Below are 17,890 nucleotides of genomic sequence, written 5' to 3'. Positions count from 1 at the left end.
CACCGGGTGACGGCTCAGCCGAACGCGGCGCGCTCCAGCCAGAAGTCCAGCAGCTCCGCGTCACCGAGCACCTCGACCCGGTCGCTGTCCGGCGCCAGGCGCCGGTTGAAGACCAGCATGACGTCGGTGAGCGGGCCGCGCAGCGCGACGGTGGCCTTCTCGTGGGCGCTCCGCCAGGCGAAGCCGTCCTCGCCGAACTCGATCAGCCATTCGGCGCCGGGCACGTCCGTGGCGTGCAGATGGATGGACCGCCCGGCCCCGGTCAGCTCGGCGGCCTCCCTGTCGCCCGCGGCCCGCGCGAAGGCCACGATCTCCAGCCACTCCTCGATCGTGTCGGCGGCGAGCTCCGGCGCCACCTCGTACCCGGTGGCCGCGGTGAGCGCCGCGTCGGCGTGGTGGACGATCGTCTCGTGCGCCATCCGGCGTGCCCAGAAGCCGGTGCTCCCGTCCCAGCCCCAGGACCACACCTTCTGTTCCGGGCCCGCGGCCCGGAGCGCCTCGACGGTGCCTGCCGCGCCGTCCGCCAGCCAGGCGTCGAGCGCGGCCGGGTCGTCGCTCCCGGGGGCGGAGTCCGGTACCTGCTCCGACGGGACCACCTCGGTGGCCCGGGTGCGTACGATCTCGCCGACCCAGCGGTGGGCCCGGCCGACGTGGAGAACGAGCTCGCGCAGGGTCCAGTCGGGGCAGGTCGGGACGGTGGCACCGAGGTCCGCGTCACGGATCGTGGTTCTCAACGCGTCGGTGCGCGCGATGATTTCGTCACAGTACTGGTCGTGTGTGAGTCGGCTCATGCCACGCACCCTAGTTCGATCTTGGGCCGAACCCCACCGATTACCCACCGATTACCCGCCGAGCTGCGAGGCGCTGGGCACCTTGTCCTTCACCTCGGCGCCCGCGCTGCTGCCGGCCGACTTGATGCTGTTGATCACGCCCTCGAAGGCGCCGATGTCACCCGCGCCCGCCTCGCCCTTGCGGAGCTTCTCGCCGAGCCCCTTGAGCGATTCGATGCCGGCCGTCAGCGGCGCGACCGCCTTGGACAGCAGCGGATCGCCCTTGGCGTCGGACACCGCCGCCTTCAGCCGGTTGTAGGTGAAGCCGCCCGCGAGCCCGGCCTTGACCAGGGTGAACGTCCGCCCGTCCGCGCCCTTCTTGAACTCGCCCGCGCGGTACGGCTTCACGATCCACTGGTACGTCGCCCCGGCCGCGAGCCCGGCGTTGGCGACGAACCGCGCCTTGGCGAACTTCTGCGCCCGGGCCGACGACGTGCCGCTCGGGGACGCGGAGCCGCTCGCGCTGTTGCCGTCGCCGCCACCGCACCCGGTGGCGCCCACGACCAGGTCGCAGCACAGCAGCGGCGGGAGGACGAGACGGCGCAGCAGTACGGAACCGGTCACGGCAGAACTGGGCACAGCGGGCCTCCCTGGCCGGGCACATCAGGGCGATCTCTACGGTGAGTGACGAGATCGGCCACTCTCGGTAAGGTTCGCCCGGCCGTGGACGGCGTGCCACTCGGGAAACGCCGTCCGGGCCCCGCTCCGCCTCCGCTCGGACTCCAGGTCTTTCGTTTGGATCAGGCCGGATCAGCCCGGCATGATCCGAACGAGAGGCCCTAACGGCAGCAGTCCGGCTCCAGTCCGCGCGGCAGGTGTTCGCCGCCGAAGACCTCCGCGGTCGCCTCGTCGCCGCCGAGCGCGGCCACGGCTAGCAGCAGCGATCCGGCCGTCCAGGTGGTGAGCTCCTGGGGCCAGAAGTCCCGGTCGCCCTCGAAGACGTAACCGGTCCAGTACATGCCTCCCTCGGCGCGCAGGTGCTGGATGGACTGGAGGATCTCCAGCGCCCGGTCGGACTCGCCCATCACCCAGAGCGCCAGGGCGAGTTCGCAGCTCTCGCCGCCGGTCACCCAGGGGTTGGGCAGCACGCAGCGCACCCCGAGGCCGGGGACGACGAAACGGTCCCAGCTCTCCTCGATGCGCTCCTTGGCGGCCGCCCCGGTGAGCGCGCCGCCGAGGACCGGGTAGTACCAGTCCATCGAGTAGTGACTCTTGTCCAGGAAGCGTTCCGGGTGGTTGCGGATCGCATGGCTCAGCGCGCCGGTCGCCAACTCCCAGTCGGGCTGCGGCTCCTCGCGCCGTTCGGCGATGGCGAGCGCGCAGCGCAGCGCCTGGTGGATGGAGGAGCAGCCGGTCAGCAGCGCGTCGTCGACCGGGGTTCCGTCGGCCTCGCGCTTCCAGCCGATCTGGCCGCCGGGCCGCTGGAGCCGCAGGACGAACTCGACGGCGGCGTAGACGGTCGGCCACATCCGGTCGACGAACGCGTCGTCACCGGTGGCGAGGTAGTGGTGCCAGACGCCGACGGCCACGTACGCGCAGAAGTTGGTCTCCAGCGAGCGGTCGGTCGGCCGGTCCGGGTCGCCGTCGTGGTACGCGGCGTACCAGGAGCCGTCCTCGTTCTGGTGCCGGGCCAGCCAGTCGTACGCGCGCTCCGCTGCGGCGTGTTCGCCCGCCGCGTCGAGGGCCATGGCGGCTTCGGTGTGGTCCCACGGGTCGAGGTGGTGGCCGCGGAACCAGGGCAGGGCGCCGTCCTCGCGCTGCACGGCGAGGAGGGCCGCTACGGTCTCGGCGGCCTGCTCGGCGGTGAGGACCCCGGGCAGTACGAGGTGCTCGGTCTGCTCGGGAACGGTCACGCCTCGGCCTTGGCGAGGTCCTCGGCCGCGGCGGCCACGGGCAGGTGCGGCTTGGTCGCGTACGCCACGAAGCTCTTGCCGACGACCGGGTTGAGCAGCTGCTCGGCGACCCGGGTGGCCATGGGCTTCTTCATGATGTCCCAGACCAGCAGCTTGTGGTACGCGCGGACCGGCAGCGCTGCGTCCTTGCCGTCGCGGCCCACTCCGAACGCGCACTTCAGCCACCAGTACGGCGAGTGCAGGGCGTGGGCGTGGTGGGTGCCGTACGGCTTGAGGCCGGCGCCGCGGATCTTGCCGAGCAGTTCGTCGGCCTTGTAGATGCGGATGTGGCCGCCCTCGACCTCGTGGTAGGCGTCGGAGAGCGTCCAGCAGACCTTCTCGGGGCCGTAGCGCGGCACGGTGATCGCGATCCGGCCGCCGGGCTTGAGGACCCGGACCATCTCGGCGAGTACGCCCTTGTCGTCGGGGATGTGCTCCATGACCTCGGAGATGATCACGACGTCGAAGGACTCGTCGGGGAACGGCAGGTTGAGCGCGTCGCCCTCCATCGCGGTGGCGGTGGCGCCCTCGGGGGCCTCGCCGGCCTCCTTCATCGCGGCGAACCACTTCGCGACCTCGCGGATCTCCTCGCCGTTCTGGTCGAGGGCCACGACCTGGGCGCCGCGCCGGTAGCACTCGAAGGCGTGGCGTCCGGCGCCGCAGCCCAGGTCGAGCACTCGGTCACCTGCGGCGAGCGGGAAGCGGGTGAAGTCCACGGTCAGCACGAATGCCTGCTTTCGCGGTCGGGGGGAGGGCGGGGGCGGGTACGACGGGAACGGTCGGCGGTGTCAACGGCGGCGGCCGGGGCGCGCGGCTCCGGACCGGGCGTCGATCGCCTCGCGGTAGAGGGCGGCGGTTCCGATGGCGGCCTGCTTCCAGGTGAAGCGGGAGAGCACCCGCTCGCGGCCCGCGGCGCCGAGCCGGGCGCGCAGCTCCGGGTCGCCGAGCAGCCGGGCGAGCGCGTCGGCCAGCGCCCCGGCGTCGGCGGGCGGGACGGCCAGGCAGGTCTCGCCGTCCGGGCCCGCGACCTCGGGGATCGCGCCGCCGGTGGTGGCGACGAGCGGGGTGCCGGTGGCCATGGCCTCGGCGGCGGGCAGCGAGAAGCCTTCGTACAGCGAGGGGACACAGGCGATCTGGGCGCCGCGCACCAGGTCGACGAGCTCGGCGTCGCTGATGCCCTTGACGAACTCGACGGCGTCCTGGAGTCCGTGCCGCTCGATGGCCTGGGCGACCGGTCCGTCCTCGGCCCGCTTGCCGACGACCACGAGGTGCGCCTTCGGGTTGCCGGTACGGAGCTTGGCGAGCGCCTCGACGAGGTGGACGAGGCCCTTGAGCGGGACGTCGGCGCTGGAGGTGGTGACGATCCGGCCGGGCACCTCGCCGACCGAGGGGTCGGGCGACCAGAGGTCGGTGTCGGCGCCGATGTGCACGACGTGGATGCGGTCTGGGCGCACCCCGAGGTGGTCGACGATCTCCTGCTGGGAGGAGCCGGAGACGGTGAGCACCGAGGGCAGCCGGCGGGCGACCCGCTTCTGCATGCGGGTGAAGCCGTACCAGCGGCGTACGGAGGCTCGTCGGCGGCGGGTGTCGGCGGCGTCCAGGTCGAGCTGCCGATCGACGGTGATGGGGTGGTGGATCGTGGTGACGAGCGGGGCGCCGAGGTCCGCGAGCAGTCCGTAGCCGAGCGTCTGATTGTCGTGGATGACGTCGAACTCGCCGCGGCGGGCGGCGAGATGGCGCCGGGCCCGCAGGCTGAAGGTGAGCGGTTCCGGGAAGCCGCCGGTCCACATGGTGGCGACCTCGGCGGCGTCGATCCAGTCGCGGTACTCGCCGCGCTTCGGGGTGCGGAACGGGTCGGGCTGGCGGTAGAGGTCCAGGCTCGGCAGCTCGGTGAGCGGGACGCCCTCGTCGAGCACCGGATAGGGCTGGGCGCCTATCACCTCGACGCTGTGGCCGAGGCGGGCGAGCTCGCGGGCGAGGTGGCGTACGTAGACGCCCTGGCCGCCACAGAAGGGGTTGCCCTTGTAGGTGAGGAGTGCGATGCGCAACGGACGGTCGTCGGCGGTGCCGGACGTGTCGCTGCCCGTGCGGGGGCCCGACTCTATGGCCTCAGCGGTCACACTCGGCCCCCTTCTCCCTGCGTGTTCGCCGGAGCGTAACCGCTCACGCTAATCTAGAACAAGTTTCAGACTGGATCGTTCAATGAGCTACGAATCTACCGGCAGGTAGCGTCGGTGCAACGGCCGGATCAGGTGATTCGCGCCACCACCGGGCACGCTGGCATGCTGTGCGCCCCCGGGAGACCGAGCGCCTCCCTCCGGTCGCGGACAGAAGCCATGGATGGGGACACATGACAGCTGAGGCCAAGCCGGCATCGCCGCCCCTGACCGAACGCCAGGAGGCCCGCCGCCGCCGCATCCTGCACGCCAGCGCCCAGCTCGCCGGCCGGGGCGGTTTCGAGGCGGTGCAGATGCGCGAGGTCGCGGAGGAGGCCGGGGTCGCCCTGGGCACGCTGTACCGCTACTTCCCGTCCAAGATCCATCTGCTGGTCGCCACCATGCAGGACCAGCTCCAGCACATGCACACGACGCTGCACAAACGCCCTCCGGCCGGCACGGACCCGGCACAGCGGGTCGCCGACACCCTGATGCGGGCCTTCCGCGCGCTCCAGCGCGAGCCACATCTGGCGGACGCGATGGTGCGGGCGCTGACCTTCGCGGACCGCAGCGTCAGCCCGGAGGTGGACACCGTCTCGCGGATCACCACGGCGATCATCCTGGACGCGATGGGGCTGGAGCATCCGACGCCGGAGCAGCTCTCCGCGGTCCGCGTCATCGAGCACACCTGGCACTCGGCGCTGATCACCTGGCTCTCGGGGCGGGCATCGATCGCCCAGGTGAAGATCGACATCGAGATGGTCTGCCGGCTGATCGACGTGACGAAGCCCACGGAAGCCCACTAGCACATACAGACCCCCGTTTCGCGGCGTTTTCACCACACTCCTCTCACTGTTCTGACCGAAAGGGCCACAAGCGGCTCCTTATCATGATCATGACCAGTACCGACGGAGAGGAAGACATGGCTGACCAGTCAGTAACCGCAGGCGGCGCGACGGGCACGCAGGCCCCGGGCGGACCGGGATTCGGCGCGCAGCCGCCGGCCGGTTACGGGTACCCCGGCGGTGCTGCGCTGCCCAGCGGCAAGGCGACCGCCTCGATGGTTCTCGGCATCCTCGGCCTGATTCTCATCCCGATCATCCTGCCGATCATCGCGCTGTGCCTGGGCATCTCGGCCAAGCGGATGGCCGACCGGGGCGAGGGCGGCGGCCGCGGCCAGGCGGTCGCGGGCATCGTGATGGGCAGCGTCGGTATCGCGTTCGCCGTGCTCGGCATCATCGTGGCCACGGTCCAGGGCATCGGCGCGATGTAACGGGCCACCGCCCAGAAATCGCGCACCGCGTACCGGCCGCGCCGGGGAACCGTACGATCCGGTCCCCGGCGCGGCTTCGGCTTTGCCGGTCGGCCCCACGGACCCATGTGCGGCCCCCACATGTGCATCGAGTCAGGTGGGGCGGTCTGCACCATGTCGACGGCTCCACGGTGTTCATACGGTTCGGCGACATCACATGAACTCGCCGAGGAGCCGGTCACCATGCGTCGCAGAGCCACAGGCACCGCCCGTCACCGCAGATCCCTGCACGCCGCCGTCGCGCTGGCCTCCGCCGGTCTCGCGCTCGCCGGGTGCACCGCCGCCGGGAAGGCCGGCGAGAACGACTCCGGCGGGGGCTCGAAGGACGGAACCGTCAAGGTGGGACTGGTGTACTCCCGGACCGGGCTCCTCGCGGACTACGGGAAGCAGTACCGCGACGGGTTCATGGCGGGTCTGGACCACGCCACGAAGGGCACCGGCAAGGTGGCCGGGCACGGGGTCGAGGTCACCGAGCGGGACGACGCGGGCGACCCCGGCAAGGCGGTCTCCGCCGCCAAGAACCTGATCGGCAAGGGCTACAAGGTGCTGGCGGGCACCACCGATTCCGGCGTGGCGCTCCAGATGGCGCCGCTCGCCGCCCAGAACAAGGTGCTGTACATCAGCGGCCCGGCCGCCACCGACGCCGTGACCGGCATCAACGAGTACACCTTCCGCTCGGGCCGGCAGTCCTACCAGGACATCCTCACCGCCGGGACGATGCTCGGCGAGGCCAAGGGCAAGAAGGTCACGGTGCTGGCCCAGGACTCCACGTTCGGCCAGGCCAATGTCGCCGCCGTGAAGGCAGTCCTCGGCGCCAAGGGCGCGAAGGTCGGCTCCGTGATGGCTCCGCCCAGCGCCACCGACCTGACCCCGTTCGCCCGGCAGGTCAAGGCGGGCGGGCCCGATCTGGTCTTCGTCGCCTGGGCCGGCTCGACCGCGCCCGCACTGTGGACCGCGCTGGACCAGCAGGGCGTGCTGGAGGCGGGCAAGGTCGTCACGGGCCTGGCCGGAACGGCCTCGTACCCGGTCTTCGGCGACGCCGGTTCCAAGGTGTCGTTCCTGGCGCACTACTTCCCCGGCGCGGGCGGCGGCAACGCCGTGGAGAAGTCCATGATCGACTCGGTCGGGAAGGCCGGCGGCACCCCGGACCTGTTCACCCCCGACGGCTTCACCGCCGCGCAGATGGTGGTGCGCGCGATCGAGGAGGGCGGCGCCACCGACACCGCCGCCATGGTGAAGGCCCTGGAGGGCTGGAGCTTCGACGGGGTGAAGGGCAAGGAGCAGGTCCGGGCCGAGGACCACGCCCTGGTGCAGCCGATGTTCGTCGCGAAGCTCAACGGGAAGGGCGCCACTGCCCGGCCGGAGCTGGTGAGCACCGCGCCGATGGACGAGGTGGCGCCGCCCGCCAAGCCCTCGGCGGGCTGACCGGTGGCCGTACCGGACACCACCGCACGGCGCACGGCCGGGGCGCGGAACACCGCCCCGGTGCTCCAGCTGACCGGGCTCGGCTGGGGCGTCGGCGGGGCGACGATCGTCGAGGACGTCACGCTCGGCGTCCACGAGGGCGAGTTCCTGGCCTTCATCGGCCCCAACGGGGCGGGCAAGACCTCCCTGTTCAACCTGATCAGCGGGTTGACCACGGCCACCTCCGGCACCATCGCGCTGGACGGCACCGACATGACGGCCGACCCCGCGCACGCACGGGCGCGGCGCGGCATCGGCCGCACCTTCCAGACGTCCAGCCTCTGGCCGGCGATGAGCGTGACCGACCACGTCCGGCTGGCCGCCCAGGCAGCCCGTGGCGGCTCCTACCGGCTGTGGCGGCGGGCCTCCCGGTACACCGCCGAGGTGGACGGCGTACTGGAGCGCACCGGCCTGGGCCACCGGGCAGGGGCGACGGCGGCCGAGCTGTCGCACGGCGAGAAGCGGAAACTGGAGCTCGCGGTGCTGCTGGTGGGCGAACCACGCCTCATGCTGCTCGACGAGCCGATGGCCGGGGTCAGCGCGGAGGAGGTCCCCGCGCTCACCGAACTCATCCGCACCCTGCACCGCGACGAGGGCCGCACCGTTCTGATGGTCGAGCACCACATGGACGTACTGCTGGGACTGGCCGACCGGCTCGCCGTGATGCACCACGGAAAGTTGCTGGCGCTGGACACCCCCGAGGCAGTGACCGCCGACCCGACCGTCCAGCAGGCCTATCTCGGGGAGGGGCTGTGACCACCGGACCCCTGCTCGCCGTACGGGACCTGCGGGTCCTGATCGGCGGCCGGCACATCCTGCACGGCGTCGACCTGGACGTGGCCCGGCACGGCGTGACCGCCCTGCTCGGCCGCAACGGCGCCGGTAAGACCACGACCGTGCGCGGCGTCCTCGGTCTCGTCCCGCGCGCCGGCAGCGTACGGCTGGACGGCGAGGAGACCGTGGCGATGCCCACCCATACCGTGGTGCGCCTCGGCATCGGTTACGCCCCCGAGGACCGGGGTGTCTTCGCCGGGCTGACCGTCGCGGAGAACCTGCGGCTGGCCGAGCGGCGCGGCGCCGAGGGGCCCGCGTACGGACTCGTCCATGAGCTGTTCCCCGAACTGAAGCTCCGGGAGAAGCAGTTGGCGGGGACGCTGTCCGGCGGGCAGCAGCAGATGGTGGCGATCGGCCGCACCCTGCTGAACGGCAACCGGCTGATCATCGCCGACGAACCCACCAAGGGGCTGGCGCCCAAGGTGGTCACCGAGGTCGCCCAGGTGCTGGAGCGGGCGGCCGAGGCGGTGCCGGTGCTGCTCGTGGAGCAGAACCTCGCCGTCGTGCGGCGCCTGGCCGAGCACTGCGCGGTGCTCGCCGACGGCCGGACGGCCCACCAGGGACCGGCCGCCGAGCTGCTGGGCGACGCGGAGACGGCACGGCGGCTGCTGGGTGTCGGACACGGCCCGGCCACCGAAGCACCTTCCGTGGAGGGGGATTCCTGATGTCCACCGTCGTTCTGCTCACCATGACCGGACTCGGTCTGGGAGCCCTCTACTTCCTGATCGCGTCGGGACTCTCGCTGATCTTCGGCCTGATGGACGTGCTCAACTTCGCGCACGGGGCGCTGCTGTCCATCGGCGCGTACGGCACCTGGTGGGCGGCGTCCGGCCATCTGCCCGGCGCCGGTCCGGACGGGGCGGGCTTCGTCCTCGCGGTCCTGTTCGGTACGGCGGTGGGCACCGCGGCCGCCGTGCTGCTGGAACTCGCCGTCGTCCGCCCGCTCTACACCCGGCCGCGCGAGCAGGTGCTCGCCACCGTCGGGGTGGGGCTCGCCGTCCCGGCGCTGCTGTCGGGCATCTGGGGTTCGGACGCCCGTACCTTCCCGGGCCCGAAGGCGCTGTCCGGCACCTTCGGCCTGTTCGGCGCCCAGGTGCCGGTCAACCGGCTGGTGCTGGTCGCGGCGGCCCTCGTCGTACTCGTGGCGCTGCGGCTCTTCCTGGGCCGCACCCGGCACGGACTGGTCGTACGGGCCGGGGTCGAGGACCGGGCGATGGTCACCGCGCTCGGCATCGACGTAAGGAAGGCGTTCACGCTCGTCTTCGCGATCGGCGGCTGCGTGGCCGCGCTCGGCGGGGCGCTCGGCGGCCTGTACTTCGGCTCGGTCGACCCGCGCCAGGGCACCTCGCTGCTGATCTTCGCGTTCGTCGTGGTGGTCACCGGGGGCATGGGGTCGGTGAGCGGCGCCGCCGTGGCGTCCGTCGTCATCGGCCTGGTCCAGCAGTTCGCCAACTACTACACCGCAGCGGGCCTCGGCGACCTGGCCGTCGTCGTCCTGCTCGCCGCGCTGCTGCTCGTACGGCCGCGCGGACTGACCGGGAGGCTCGCGTGAGCACCGCCACCGAGACACACCACCGCACCGGCGAGGAACACCCGGCCGCGCGAGCCCCGGCGAGCACCGCCCGGCTGCTGCGCCGCTGGTGGCCCGCCGCCGCACTGCTGGTCCTGGCCCTCGCCCCCTTCAGCGCGCTGCCGCTGCCGGGGCTCCTGGACGGGCCGCTGGGCAGCCCGGGAAGTCTCCAGCTCATCGCGACCTGCCTGCTGTTCGGCGCGCTGGCGACCGGTTACGACCTGCTGCTCGGCCGCACCGGGCTGCTCTCCTTCGGGCACGCCCTGTACTTCGCGGCGGGCAGCTACGCCACGAACACGTTCCTGCTGGAGGCGGGTCTCCCGTTCGCGGTGTCCGCACTGCTCGGCGTCTGCTGCGGGATCGTGCTCGTGCTGGTCCTGGGGTCGGTGAGCCTGCGGGTCACCGGCATCGGCTTCTCCATGGTGACGCTGGCGTTCGCCCAGGCCGGGTCGATCCTGGTCTCCCGCAACCCCGGCGGCCTGACCGGCGGCGAAGAGGGCCGGGCCGCCCCCGCCGGCCTGCTGCCGTCCGGGCTGGTGGGCATCGAGAACACCGCGAACCTCTACTGGCTGGCCCTCGCCTACCTCGTCCTGACGCTCGCCGTCGTCCACCGGGCGGTCAACTCCCCCACCGGGCGCGTCTGGGAAGGCATCAAGGAGAACGAGCGCCGGGTGGAGGTGTTGGGGCTGAAGCCGTACGGGTTCAAGCTCACCGCCTTCGTCCTGGCGGGCGCGCTGGCCGCGCTCGGCGGTCTGGTGCACCTGCTGCTCACCGGCGGCTCGACCCCGCAGACCACCACCTCCGACTTCACCCTGTCGCTGCTGGTGATGGTGGTGCTGGGCGGGTCCGGCACCCGGTGGGGGCCGATGGCCGGCGGCATCCTCTACACCTGGGCCGATCACCGGCTCGGCGACCTGGCCGGCTCGGGCGCGGTCGCCGAACTGCCCGCGGTGCTGCGAGTACCGCTCTCCCAGCCGCTGTTCCTGCTCGGTGTGCTGTTCGTGGCCGTGGTACACCTGCTGCCCGGCGGACTGGCCAGGCTGCCGTCCCGGCTGGCCGCGGCACGCCGCGGGGCCGCCGCAACCGAAACGCTCCCTGAACACCGTGAGGAGAACACACGCCCGTGATTCCGTACGAAGAGGTACAGGTCCCCGTGGCCGGAGGCGAGTTGGCGGTGCTGCGGTGGCCGGCCCGTGAACCGGACGCACCGGTCGTCGTCGCCCTGCACGGCATCACCGCCAACGCGCTGTCCTGGGGGCCGGTGGCAAGGCTGCTGGACGGCCGCGTCACCCTGGTCGCGCCGGATCTGCGTGGCCGGGCCGGGAGTTCGGCGCTGCCCGGCCCGTACGGGATCACCGCGCACGCCGACGACGCGGCCGCCGTGGCCGCGGCGCTGGGCACGGGCCGGGTGGTGCTGGCGGGCCATTCGATGGGCGCGTTCGTGGCGGCGCTGGCCGCCGTACGGCACCCGGAGCGGTTCGGGCCGCTGCTTCTGGTCGACGGCGGCATCGGCTTCCCCGCCCCTACGCACCTGACCCCGGACGAGCTGCTGACCGCCGTGATCGGCCCGGCCATGGACCGGCTGTCGATGACCTTTCCCGACCGGGCCGCGTACCGCTCGTTCTGGCAGGTGCACCCCGCGTTCGCGGATGCCTGGTCGGACGAGGTGGACGCGTACATCCAGCGCGATCTGACCGGGGACGAGCCCGCCCTGCGCTCCACCTGCCGGATCGAGGCGGTGCGCACCGACGGCATCGGCCTCTTCGACGAGGAGGTGCTGTCGGCGGTACGGAAGCTGCCCGTCCCGGCGACGCTGCTGTGGGCGCAGCGCGGCCTGATGGATGAGGAGCAGGGCCTGTACGACGAGACCCGGCTGGCGGCGGCGGACCTCGGGGGTACGCGGCTGACGCCGGTGGCGGTCCCCGACGTCAACCACTACACGGTGCTGACCGGGGACGTGGGCGGCAAGGAGGTCGCACGCCGGCTCCTGGACCTGTCGGGGGCCTGAGGGGGCGGGGGCAGGGGCGCCCGGGGCGCTAGCGGTCCCGGCCGCCGCCCGCCAGCAGGTGGAGGCGCAACGCGAGTTGCAGCTCCAGGGCGCGCCCCGGCTCGTTCCAGTCGCGGCCCAGCAGAACCTGCACCCGGTCCAGCCGCTGCACCACCGTGTTGACGTGCACGTGGAGTTCGTCCTTGGCACGGACGAGGCTGCCCCCGGAGCCGAAGTAGGCGCCGAGGGTGCGCACCAGGTGGGTGCCGCGCTGCGCGTCGTACTCCAGCAGCGGGCCGAGCGTCGCGGAGACGAAGCCGTCGACGTCCTGCGCGTTGCCCAGCACCACGCCCAGGAAGCCGAGTTCCTCGACGCAGGCCCCCTCGCCCGTGCGCCCGAGGACCCGCATCGCGCGCAGACAGCGGGCGGCCTCCCCGTACGCGGCGGCCAGTTCCCGGGCGCCGCGTGCCGGGCCGGCGGCGGCGACGGTGACGGGGGTCTGGGCAAGCCGGCCGAGCTGGGCCGCCGCCGCGCGGGCCACGTCGCCCGCGGCCGGTCCGGGGTCGTCGGCCGCCACCAGCAGCACCACGGCCCCGGCGTGTTCCGCGCTCACCCCGTGGATGCCCCCGCCGAACAGATAACGCATCGCGGCGGGAGCCAGCCGCTCCCGGGCCCCGCCCTCGGCCACCAGCAGCAGATGCGGGCGATCGAGGTCGATGCCCAGGCGCCGGCCGCGTTCGGTGAGTCCGGCCGGGTCGCGGTCCGCGCCGGTCAGCAGGTCGGACACCAGCTCGCCGCGTATCCGGTTCTCGGTCTCGGCGACAGTGCGCCGCAGCAGCAGGAGCAGTCCGGTGACGACCGAGGCCCGCTCGAACAGCCGCCGGTCGGAGTCGTCGAGCTGTCCGCGTCGGTGCAGGACCAGTCCGGCCAAAAGTTCCTGCCCGGCGAGGACGGCGCAGATCCACCGGCCGTCGCGGTGCACGGCGCGGGCGCCGGTACGGGACTCCTCGGCGGTCTCGGCCAGCCATCCGGCGTCCATGCCGTCGGCGGCGAAGTCCGCGCCGTCGGGCCGGACGGCCGCCAGGGGCCGCCCGCCGGGGTCGTGGATGGTCAGCGGGGAGTCCAGCAGCCCGGCGACCGCCGTCGCGACGTCCTTGACGTCCCGGCCGCGCAGCACCAGATCGGTCAGCCGGTCGTGGGACTCCTCGGCCCGTCGCATGGCCGCGGAGTGCGCCCGTACCACCGCGTTGGCCTCGGCCAGCTCGGCGTTCGCGCCCGCCAGTTCGTCCAGTGCGGACCGGGTGTCGGCGAGCGCGCGGGCGGTGTCGATGGCGATCGCGGCATGGGCGGCGAGCGAGCAGAGCAGGGCGACCTCGTCGGGGCTGAACACGCGGGGCGACCGGTCGGCGGCGAAGAGGACACCGATGACCTTTCCGGCCCCGCCGCGGCTGGAGCCGAGGAGGAGCGGCACTCCCAGAATGGCGATGAGCCCCTCGTCCAGTACCCCAGCGTTGATGTTGCGGGTGTGGTGGAAGCGGTCGTCGGTGCGGTAGTCGGGGGTCGCGTACGGTCGCGCGGTCTGCGCCACCAGGCCGCCCAGCCCGTGGCCGAGCTCCAGCCGCAGCCGCTGGAAGACCACCGACACCGATCCGTCGGTGACCCGCATGTAGGTGTCGCCCGCCTCCTCGTCGGGGAGGGTGAGGTAGGCGGTGTCCGTGCCGAGCAGCATCCTGGCCCGGCGGACGATCGCCTTGAGCACGTCGTCGAGGTCGCGGGAGGCGGCCAGGTCGCCCGCCGTGTCGAAGAGAGCGGTGAGCTGGAGCTCGCGGCGGCGGTGCTGGCGCAGGGCGCCCCTGATCCGCAGGGCGGTGGCGGTGGCCCGCTCCACCTCCGCCAGGTCGCCGGCGGGCACCCCGGCGGCCCGCGCCTGCGAGGAGACGGCGCCCAGCGCTTCTGCGGGGGCGTCGTCGGCCAGCAGATCGAGCAGGCGTCGCAGATGGGGCGCGGCGGAGGCGGAGGTCGAGGCGGAGGTGGACGGTTCAGACATGGGCGGCCGGGATTCGTAGGAGGCGGGGGGCGGTTGCCGGTCCGGGCGCCGACCCGGGGGTCCGGTCGGCGGCCCGGCCTCCGCCCCGGGGTCAGTTGGCGGTCCAGCCGCCGTCCATGGAGAGCGAGGTTCCGGTGATGTGCCCGGTGCGCGGCCCGCAGAGCCACAGCACGGCCTCGGCGACGTCAGCGGGCTCGATCAGCCGCTTGATGGCGCTGCGTTCCAGCATGACCCGGCCCACCACCTCCTCCTCGGAGATGCCGTGCGTACGGGCCTGGTCGGCGATCTGGTTCTCGACCAGCGGGGTGCGTACGTACCCGGGGCAGACGCAGTTGCTCGTCACCCCGTGCTCCGCCGCTTCGAGCGCGACCACCTTGCTGAGTCCCTCCAGTGCGTGTTTGGCCGTCACATAGGCCGACTTGTAGGGGCTGGCCCGCAGTCCGTGCACCGACGAGATGTTGACCACGCGCCCCCAGCCGCGTTCGTACATGCCCGGCAGGGTCCGGCGCAAGATGCGGAACGGGGTCTCCACCATGACGCGCTGGATAAGTGCGAAGCGGTCCGGCGGGAATTCGTGCACGGGCGCGACGTGCTGGAGCCCGGCGTTGTTGACCACGATGTCCGCGTCGGCGGGCAGGGCGTCCACCGCGTCGGGGACGGCGAGGTCGACCACCCACGCCGTCCCGCCGATCGCCGCCGCCAGGCTCTTCGCCGCCTCGGCGGCCTTGTCCACGACGTGCACATGGGCGCCGGACGCCGCCAGGGCCTGTGCGCAGGCCCGCCCGATACCGCTCGCGGCGCCGGTCACCAGCGCGGTGCGCCCCGCGAGCGGCGGGTTCGCGGAGGGCGGGGCGGTGAGCGGGGCGGGCCCGGGGGCCGGGCGCTGAGGAGTCTCCATGGCCGTCACCGTAAGGAGGCCGGGGCCCACGTCACACGGGGTCGGTGCACACACCGTCGTACACCGGCATGGTGGCGGCACACATGGGGCGGGTCCGGCGGCGGGCCGTACCGCTGCACGGTGACGGCGCTCGACGGATCGGGCACCCCGGCGCCGCCTCGCCCCAGGGCGGCCACGACCGGCGCCGCCCCGGCGCGGTGCTTCACGGCGACCGACTACGCGCAGGTGGCGGCGGGCCGGGCGCACACCACCGGGGGTCTTGTGTACGCCAACGGCTCGGACCGGGACATGGGCCTGTACAACGTCTTCGTCACCCACACCCGGCGGGAGTCGCCGCCCGGACACTTCGTGATCGCGGACACGGGGTGCACCGCCTGAGAGGCGCCCGGTCCGGCGGGCGCGGTCAGGTCCTGCGCGGTCAGGTCTTGCGCAGGTCCGGGGCCGGGACGCCGATGAGCAATCGTCGCAGGGCGTCCCACGCGGCGCGCATCGCACGGGTGAGGGCGGGCGGGTCGCTGCCGACGAGGCGGACCCACGCCCCGCAGTCGTCGGGCAGGGTGCTCACCCCGAAGAGCTGACCGGCCGGTGCGAGCGCCTCGTGGAGGGCGTCGGCGACGTCGGCGGCGGAGGCGAGCGGAGTGACCGCGTACAGCGAGGCCATCAGGTCGTGATCGCCGAAGACGGCGCGCCCGGTGACCCCGCCCGGCCCCTGTGGGTCGAGGCGGACGGTGTCCACGGCCAGGAGCGTCCCGTCGGGGCGCCGGATCTCCAGATCGCTGAAGAGCATGCGGTAGGCGTGCCGTTCACCCCGGGCCAGCCGCCCGGCCGCGATCGTCTCGCCCAGCAGCACGGTGGCGGTCGCGTCGACAGTGACCCGGGTGTGCTGGTAGAAGCGGGCGTCCCGGTAGGGGATGAGGGCGTCCGGCAGATACTCGACGTAACTCCCCTTCCCCGCCGTCAGGTTGACGATCTGGGTCGCGTGGTCGAACTCCATCCGGTGCACCTTGGTCGCGGCCTGGGTGGTCAGATGGACCGAGGTGCCGGGGCCGCAGTCGATGTCGATGCGGTTGCGGTCGGCCTGGATGATGCCGCCGCCGGTCGACATCAGATAGGTCACCGGAAGGTCGGGCCGCAGCGGGTCGATGTACAGCGGGCGGATGATCTGCAGCGGTGACTTCTGGTACCGGTCGACGAGTTCGGTCCGCCCGCCCACCCGTGCGTAGCCCAGTTCGAGCAGGCCGACCTTGCCGGGGCGCCCGGCGGCCAGGGTGTCCGGGGTGCCGGTGAGTCCGAGCATCGGGGCCGGTACCCGCCGGGGTTCGTAGTGCGCGGGGTCCAGCCGCGCGGGCGCCTCGGTCACGCGGAGGCCGTCTCCTGCGCGGTGTCGTGGGCGGTTTCGTGGGCGGCTTCGTGCGACAGCAGGAAGTCGGCGATGGTGCCGAGGCCGTCCCCGGTGAGCGAATTGGTCAGCACCACCGGCCGGCCGTCCCGGACGCGGTGCGCGTCCGACTCCATGACGTCGAGATCGCACCGCACGTAGGGAGCGATGTCCACCTTGTTGATGACGAGCAGCTCGCACTCGGTGATGCCCGGTCCGCGCTTGCGCGGCATCTTGTCGCCCTCGGCGGTGTCCAGCACGAACAGGAACAGGTCCACCAGGGCCGGGCTGAAGGTGAGGGTCAGGTTGTCCCCGCCGCTCTCGAAGAGCAGGGTGTCCACCTCGGGGAAGCGCTCCAGGAGTTCGTCGGCGGCGGCCTGGTTCATCGTCGGGTCGTCACGGACGGCGGTGTGCGGACAGGCCCCGGTCTCCACGCCGACGATCCGGTCGGCGTCGAGGATCCCGGCCAGGGTGCGGCGCACGTGCGCGGCGTCCTCGGTGGTGAAGATGTCGTTGGTGATGACGGCAGGGGTCCGGCCGCGCTCGATCAGCACCGGGACGAGCGCTTCGATCAGGGCCGTCTTGCCGGAACCGACCGGTCCGGCGATCCCGACGCGCAGCACGCCGTCCTTCGGCCGCCGCATGAGCTCGTCGGGGCCGTGGTCGTGGTTGTGCCTGGCCTGCATGGGGTCGTGCATGGTGTTCCTGTCCTGGTGGGGTGTGTGGGGTGGTGTGGGTGCGGTGGAAGGGGTTCGGGGGTGCCCTGCGGGACGGATCTCAGCTGGCGAACAGCCGTGCCTCGGCGCGCTCGTGGCGGCCGGCCATGACGTCCGCCACCGGGACGCAACCTCCGATGTCGGCGAGTTCCCGCCCCAGGGCCGCTTCGACGGTCTCCTCGATCACCGGGGCGGCGCCGTGCAGTACGACCTGCGCCCGGCGGTGGTCGGTCAGCCGCAGCCGCAGGGCGGCCCCCACGAAACTGGCCGCGAAGGCGAACAGTTCGCAGGTGACCGCCTGGCGGACGGGCAGCCCGTTGCCCGCGTGGACGACGGCGGCGACGACCGGCTGGCAGCCGCGTACGGCACCGTCCCGGTAGAGGTCCCGGTACCGCTCGACGGGCGCGGTGCCGTACACCTCGCCGGCCAGGTCCAGCAGTTGCCGTCCCGTGCGGACGGCGGCCTGCCGGGCCTCGCGGCCCAGTTTGGCGGCGTGCAGCCGCTGCTCCACGGCCACCACCTCCTCCCAGTCGTCGGCGGTGACCGCACGGTGGGCGAGCGAGAGGGCGGTGGCGTCGGCCGGGCCCACGCTGTGGCGCAGCAGGTCGTGCAGGAGCGCCGGCAGGCCGGACGGGGTGACCGCGCGGGCCTGCTGGAAGCCCTCCAGGCCGTGGGAGAGGGTGTAGTAGCCGCTGGGGAAGGCCGAGTCGGTGAGCTGGAGTCCGGTCAGCAGGGCCGGGATCGGGATCGGGTCGTTCACACCGGGATTTCCGTTCGGGCGGTCGTGAGGTGATGCGGTCGTCGGG

General features: G+C 72.8%; 19 protein-coding genes. 9 read left to right on the top strand and 10 right to left on the bottom strand.

Annotated elements, in window-relative coordinates; genetic code table 11:
* Positions 1 to 14 precede the first annotated feature (14 nt).
* The 5 genes from ACIRJP_RS24030 to ACIRJP_RS24010 all read right to left on the bottom strand — a co-directional run bounded on the left by ACIRJP_RS24030 (position 15) and on the right by ACIRJP_RS24010 (position 4,842).
* Positions 15 to 791, bottom strand: a complete 777-nt coding sequence (locus tag ACIRJP_RS24030; protein WP_404177633.1) for a maleylpyruvate isomerase family mycothiol-dependent enzyme — start codon at positions 789 to 791, stop codon at positions 15 to 17.
* Between the two features lie 51 nt (positions 792 to 842).
* The gene (locus ACIRJP_RS24025; RefSeq protein WP_404177912.1) at positions 843 to 1,394 is read right to left on the bottom strand and encodes a hypothetical protein; all 552 of its coding nucleotides are present in this window, start codon (positions 1,392 to 1,394) and stop codon (positions 843 to 845) included.
* Between the two features lie 215 nt (positions 1,395 to 1,609).
* Entirely contained in the window at positions 1,610 to 2,683 is a 1,074-nt protein-coding gene (locus ACIRJP_RS24020; RefSeq protein WP_404177630.1) for a prenyltransferase, read from the bottom strand.
* A complete protein-coding gene (locus ACIRJP_RS24015; RefSeq protein ID WP_404177627.1) occupies positions 2,680 to 3,447 on the bottom strand; it encodes a class I SAM-dependent methyltransferase in 768 nt (255 codons plus the stop codon). Before ACIRJP_RS24015 ends, ACIRJP_RS24020 begins: the two co-directional genes overlap by 4 nt.
* A 63-nt stretch (positions 3,448 to 3,510) precedes the next feature.
* Positions 3,511 to 4,842, bottom strand: coding sequence for a glycosyltransferase family 4 protein (locus tag ACIRJP_RS24010; protein WP_404177624.1), 1,332 nt, complete (start codon positions 4,840 to 4,842; stop codon positions 3,511 to 3,513).
* A 230-nt stretch (positions 4,843 to 5,072) separates the two neighbouring features.
* Here ACIRJP_RS24010 and ACIRJP_RS24005 point away from each other — a divergent pair, with 230 nt between their 5' ends.
* The 8 genes from ACIRJP_RS24005 to ACIRJP_RS23970 all read left to right on the top strand — a co-directional run bounded on the left by ACIRJP_RS24005 (position 5,073) and on the right by ACIRJP_RS23970 (position 12,066).
* Positions 5,073 to 5,684 carry a TetR family transcriptional regulator gene (locus ACIRJP_RS24005; RefSeq protein WP_351251577.1) on the top strand — a complete coding sequence of 204 codons (612 nt, stop codon included), beginning with the start codon at positions 5,073 to 5,075 and terminating at the stop codon, positions 5,682 to 5,684.
* Positions 5,685 to 5,800: 116 nt separating this feature from the next.
* Positions 5,801 to 6,151 (top strand): DUF4190 domain-containing protein, encoded by a 351-nt coding sequence (locus ACIRJP_RS24000; protein WP_404177620.1) that lies wholly within the window; start codon positions 5,801 to 5,803, stop codon positions 6,149 to 6,151.
* Positions 6,152 to 6,373: 222 nt separating this feature from the next.
* Positions 6,374 to 7,615 (top strand): substrate-binding domain-containing protein, encoded by a 1,242-nt coding sequence (locus ACIRJP_RS23995; protein ID WP_404177617.1) that lies wholly within the window; start codon positions 6,374 to 6,376, stop codon positions 7,613 to 7,615.
* Positions 7,616 to 7,618: 3 nt separating this feature from the next.
* The gene (locus ACIRJP_RS23990; RefSeq protein ID WP_404177614.1) at positions 7,619 to 8,410 is read left to right on the top strand and encodes an ABC transporter ATP-binding protein; all 792 of its coding nucleotides are present in this window, start codon (positions 7,619 to 7,621) and stop codon (positions 8,408 to 8,410) included.
* Positions 8,407 to 9,153 carry an ABC transporter ATP-binding protein gene (locus ACIRJP_RS23985; protein WP_404177611.1) on the top strand — a complete coding sequence of 249 codons (747 nt, stop codon included), beginning with the start codon at positions 8,407 to 8,409 and terminating at the stop codon, positions 9,151 to 9,153. The genes ACIRJP_RS23990 and ACIRJP_RS23985 overlap by 4 nt, the downstream gene beginning before the upstream one ends.
* Positions 9,153 to 10,040: a branched-chain amino acid ABC transporter permease gene (locus tag ACIRJP_RS23980; protein WP_382934433.1), complete on the top strand. Its 888-nt coding sequence runs from the start codon at positions 9,153 to 9,155 to the stop codon at positions 10,038 to 10,040. The genes ACIRJP_RS23985 and ACIRJP_RS23980 overlap by 1 nt, the downstream gene beginning before the upstream one ends.
* Positions 10,037 to 11,185, top strand: coding sequence for a branched-chain amino acid ABC transporter permease (locus tag ACIRJP_RS23975; protein ID WP_404177608.1), 1,149 nt, complete (start codon positions 10,037 to 10,039; stop codon positions 11,183 to 11,185). Before ACIRJP_RS23980 ends, ACIRJP_RS23975 begins: the two co-directional genes overlap by 4 nt.
* Entirely contained in the window at positions 11,182 to 12,066 is an 885-nt protein-coding gene (locus tag ACIRJP_RS23970) for an alpha/beta hydrolase (RefSeq protein WP_404177605.1), read from the top strand. The genes ACIRJP_RS23975 and ACIRJP_RS23970 overlap by 4 nt, the downstream gene beginning before the upstream one ends.
* Positions 12,067 to 12,094: 28 nt before the next feature.
* Here the strand turns inward: ACIRJP_RS23970 and ACIRJP_RS23965 are convergent, their stop codons facing one another.
* Positions 12,095 to 14,092, bottom strand: coding sequence for a helix-turn-helix domain-containing protein (locus ACIRJP_RS23965; RefSeq protein ID WP_404177602.1), 1,998 nt, complete (start codon positions 14,090 to 14,092; stop codon positions 12,095 to 12,097).
* Between the two features lie 91 nt (positions 14,093 to 14,183).
* Positions 14,184 to 14,990 carry a 3-hydroxybutyrate dehydrogenase gene (locus ACIRJP_RS23960; RefSeq protein WP_404177599.1) on the bottom strand — a complete coding sequence of 269 codons (807 nt, stop codon included), beginning with the start codon at positions 14,988 to 14,990 and terminating at the stop codon, positions 14,184 to 14,186.
* 120 nt (positions 14,991 to 15,110) lie between these two features.
* On the opposite strand from ACIRJP_RS23960, the gene ACIRJP_RS23955 reads away from it, so the two are divergent.
* A complete protein-coding gene (locus tag ACIRJP_RS23955) occupies positions 15,111 to 15,368 on the top strand; it encodes a hypothetical protein (protein WP_404177596.1) in 258 nt (85 codons plus the stop codon).
* 40 nt (positions 15,369 to 15,408) lie between these two features.
* Here ACIRJP_RS23955 and ACIRJP_RS23950 read toward each other — a convergent pair whose 3' ends face one another.
* The 3 genes from ACIRJP_RS23950 to ACIRJP_RS23940 form a co-directional block, all read right to left on the bottom strand.
* On the bottom strand, positions 15,409 to 16,287 hold the full coding sequence (locus ACIRJP_RS23950) for an urease accessory protein UreD (RefSeq protein ID WP_404177909.1): 879 nt from the start codon (positions 16,285 to 16,287) through the stop codon (positions 15,409 to 15,411).
* 59 nt (positions 16,288 to 16,346) lie between these two features.
* Positions 16,347 to 17,012: an urease accessory protein UreG gene (gene ureG / locus ACIRJP_RS23945; protein WP_404177906.1), complete on the bottom strand. Its 666-nt coding sequence runs from the start codon at positions 17,010 to 17,012 to the stop codon at positions 16,347 to 16,349.
* Between the two features lie 133 nt (positions 17,013 to 17,145).
* A complete protein-coding gene (locus tag ACIRJP_RS23940; RefSeq protein WP_404177592.1) occupies positions 17,146 to 17,844 on the bottom strand; it encodes an urease accessory protein UreF in 699 nt (232 codons plus the stop codon).
* Between the last annotated feature and the right edge of the window lie 46 nt (positions 17,845 to 17,890).

Origin of the sequence: Streptomyces sp. NPDC102437 (assembly GCF_044765565.1) — a bacterium.
Taxonomy (GTDB): domain Bacteria; phylum Actinomycetota; class Actinomycetes; order Streptomycetales; family Streptomycetaceae; genus Streptomyces.
The sequence above is the reverse complement of the archived record's forward strand: the minus strand, read 5'-3'. Positions and strand labels throughout refer to the sequence as shown.

Excerpts from the sequence above, each read along its gene's own strand:
- ACIRJP_RS24005 (WP_351251577.1), top strand. The coding sequence starts at position 5,073 with ATGACAGCTGAGGCCAAGCCGGCATCGCCGCCCCTGACCGAACGCCAG.
- ACIRJP_RS24000 (WP_404177620.1), top strand. The coding sequence starts at position 5,801 with ATGGCTGACCAGTCAGTAACCGCAGGCGGCGCGACGGGCACGCAGGCC.
- ACIRJP_RS24030 (WP_404177633.1), bottom strand. The coding sequence starts at position 791 with ATGAGCCGACTCACACACGACCAGTACTGTGACGAAATCATCGCGCGC.
- ureG (WP_404177906.1), bottom strand. The coding sequence starts at position 17,012 with ATGCGGCGGCCGAAGGACGGCGTGCTGCGCGTCGGGATCGCCGGACCG.
- ACIRJP_RS23995 (WP_404177617.1), top strand. The coding sequence starts at position 6,374 with ATGCGTCGCAGAGCCACAGGCACCGCCCGTCACCGCAGATCCCTGCAC.
- ACIRJP_RS23960 (WP_404177599.1), bottom strand. The coding sequence starts at position 14,990 with ATGGAGACTCCTCAGCGCCCGGCCCCCGGGCCCGCCCCGCTCACCGCC.
- ACIRJP_RS23965 (WP_404177602.1), bottom strand. The coding sequence starts at position 14,092 with ATGTCTGAACCGTCCACCTCCGCCTCGACCTCCGCCTCCGCCGCGCCC.
- ACIRJP_RS23980 (WP_382934433.1), top strand. The coding sequence starts at position 9,153 with ATGTCCACCGTCGTTCTGCTCACCATGACCGGACTCGGTCTGGGAGCC.
- ACIRJP_RS23950 (WP_404177909.1), bottom strand. The coding sequence starts at position 16,287 with ATGCTCGGACTCACCGGCACCCCGGACACCCTGGCCGCCGGGCGCCCC.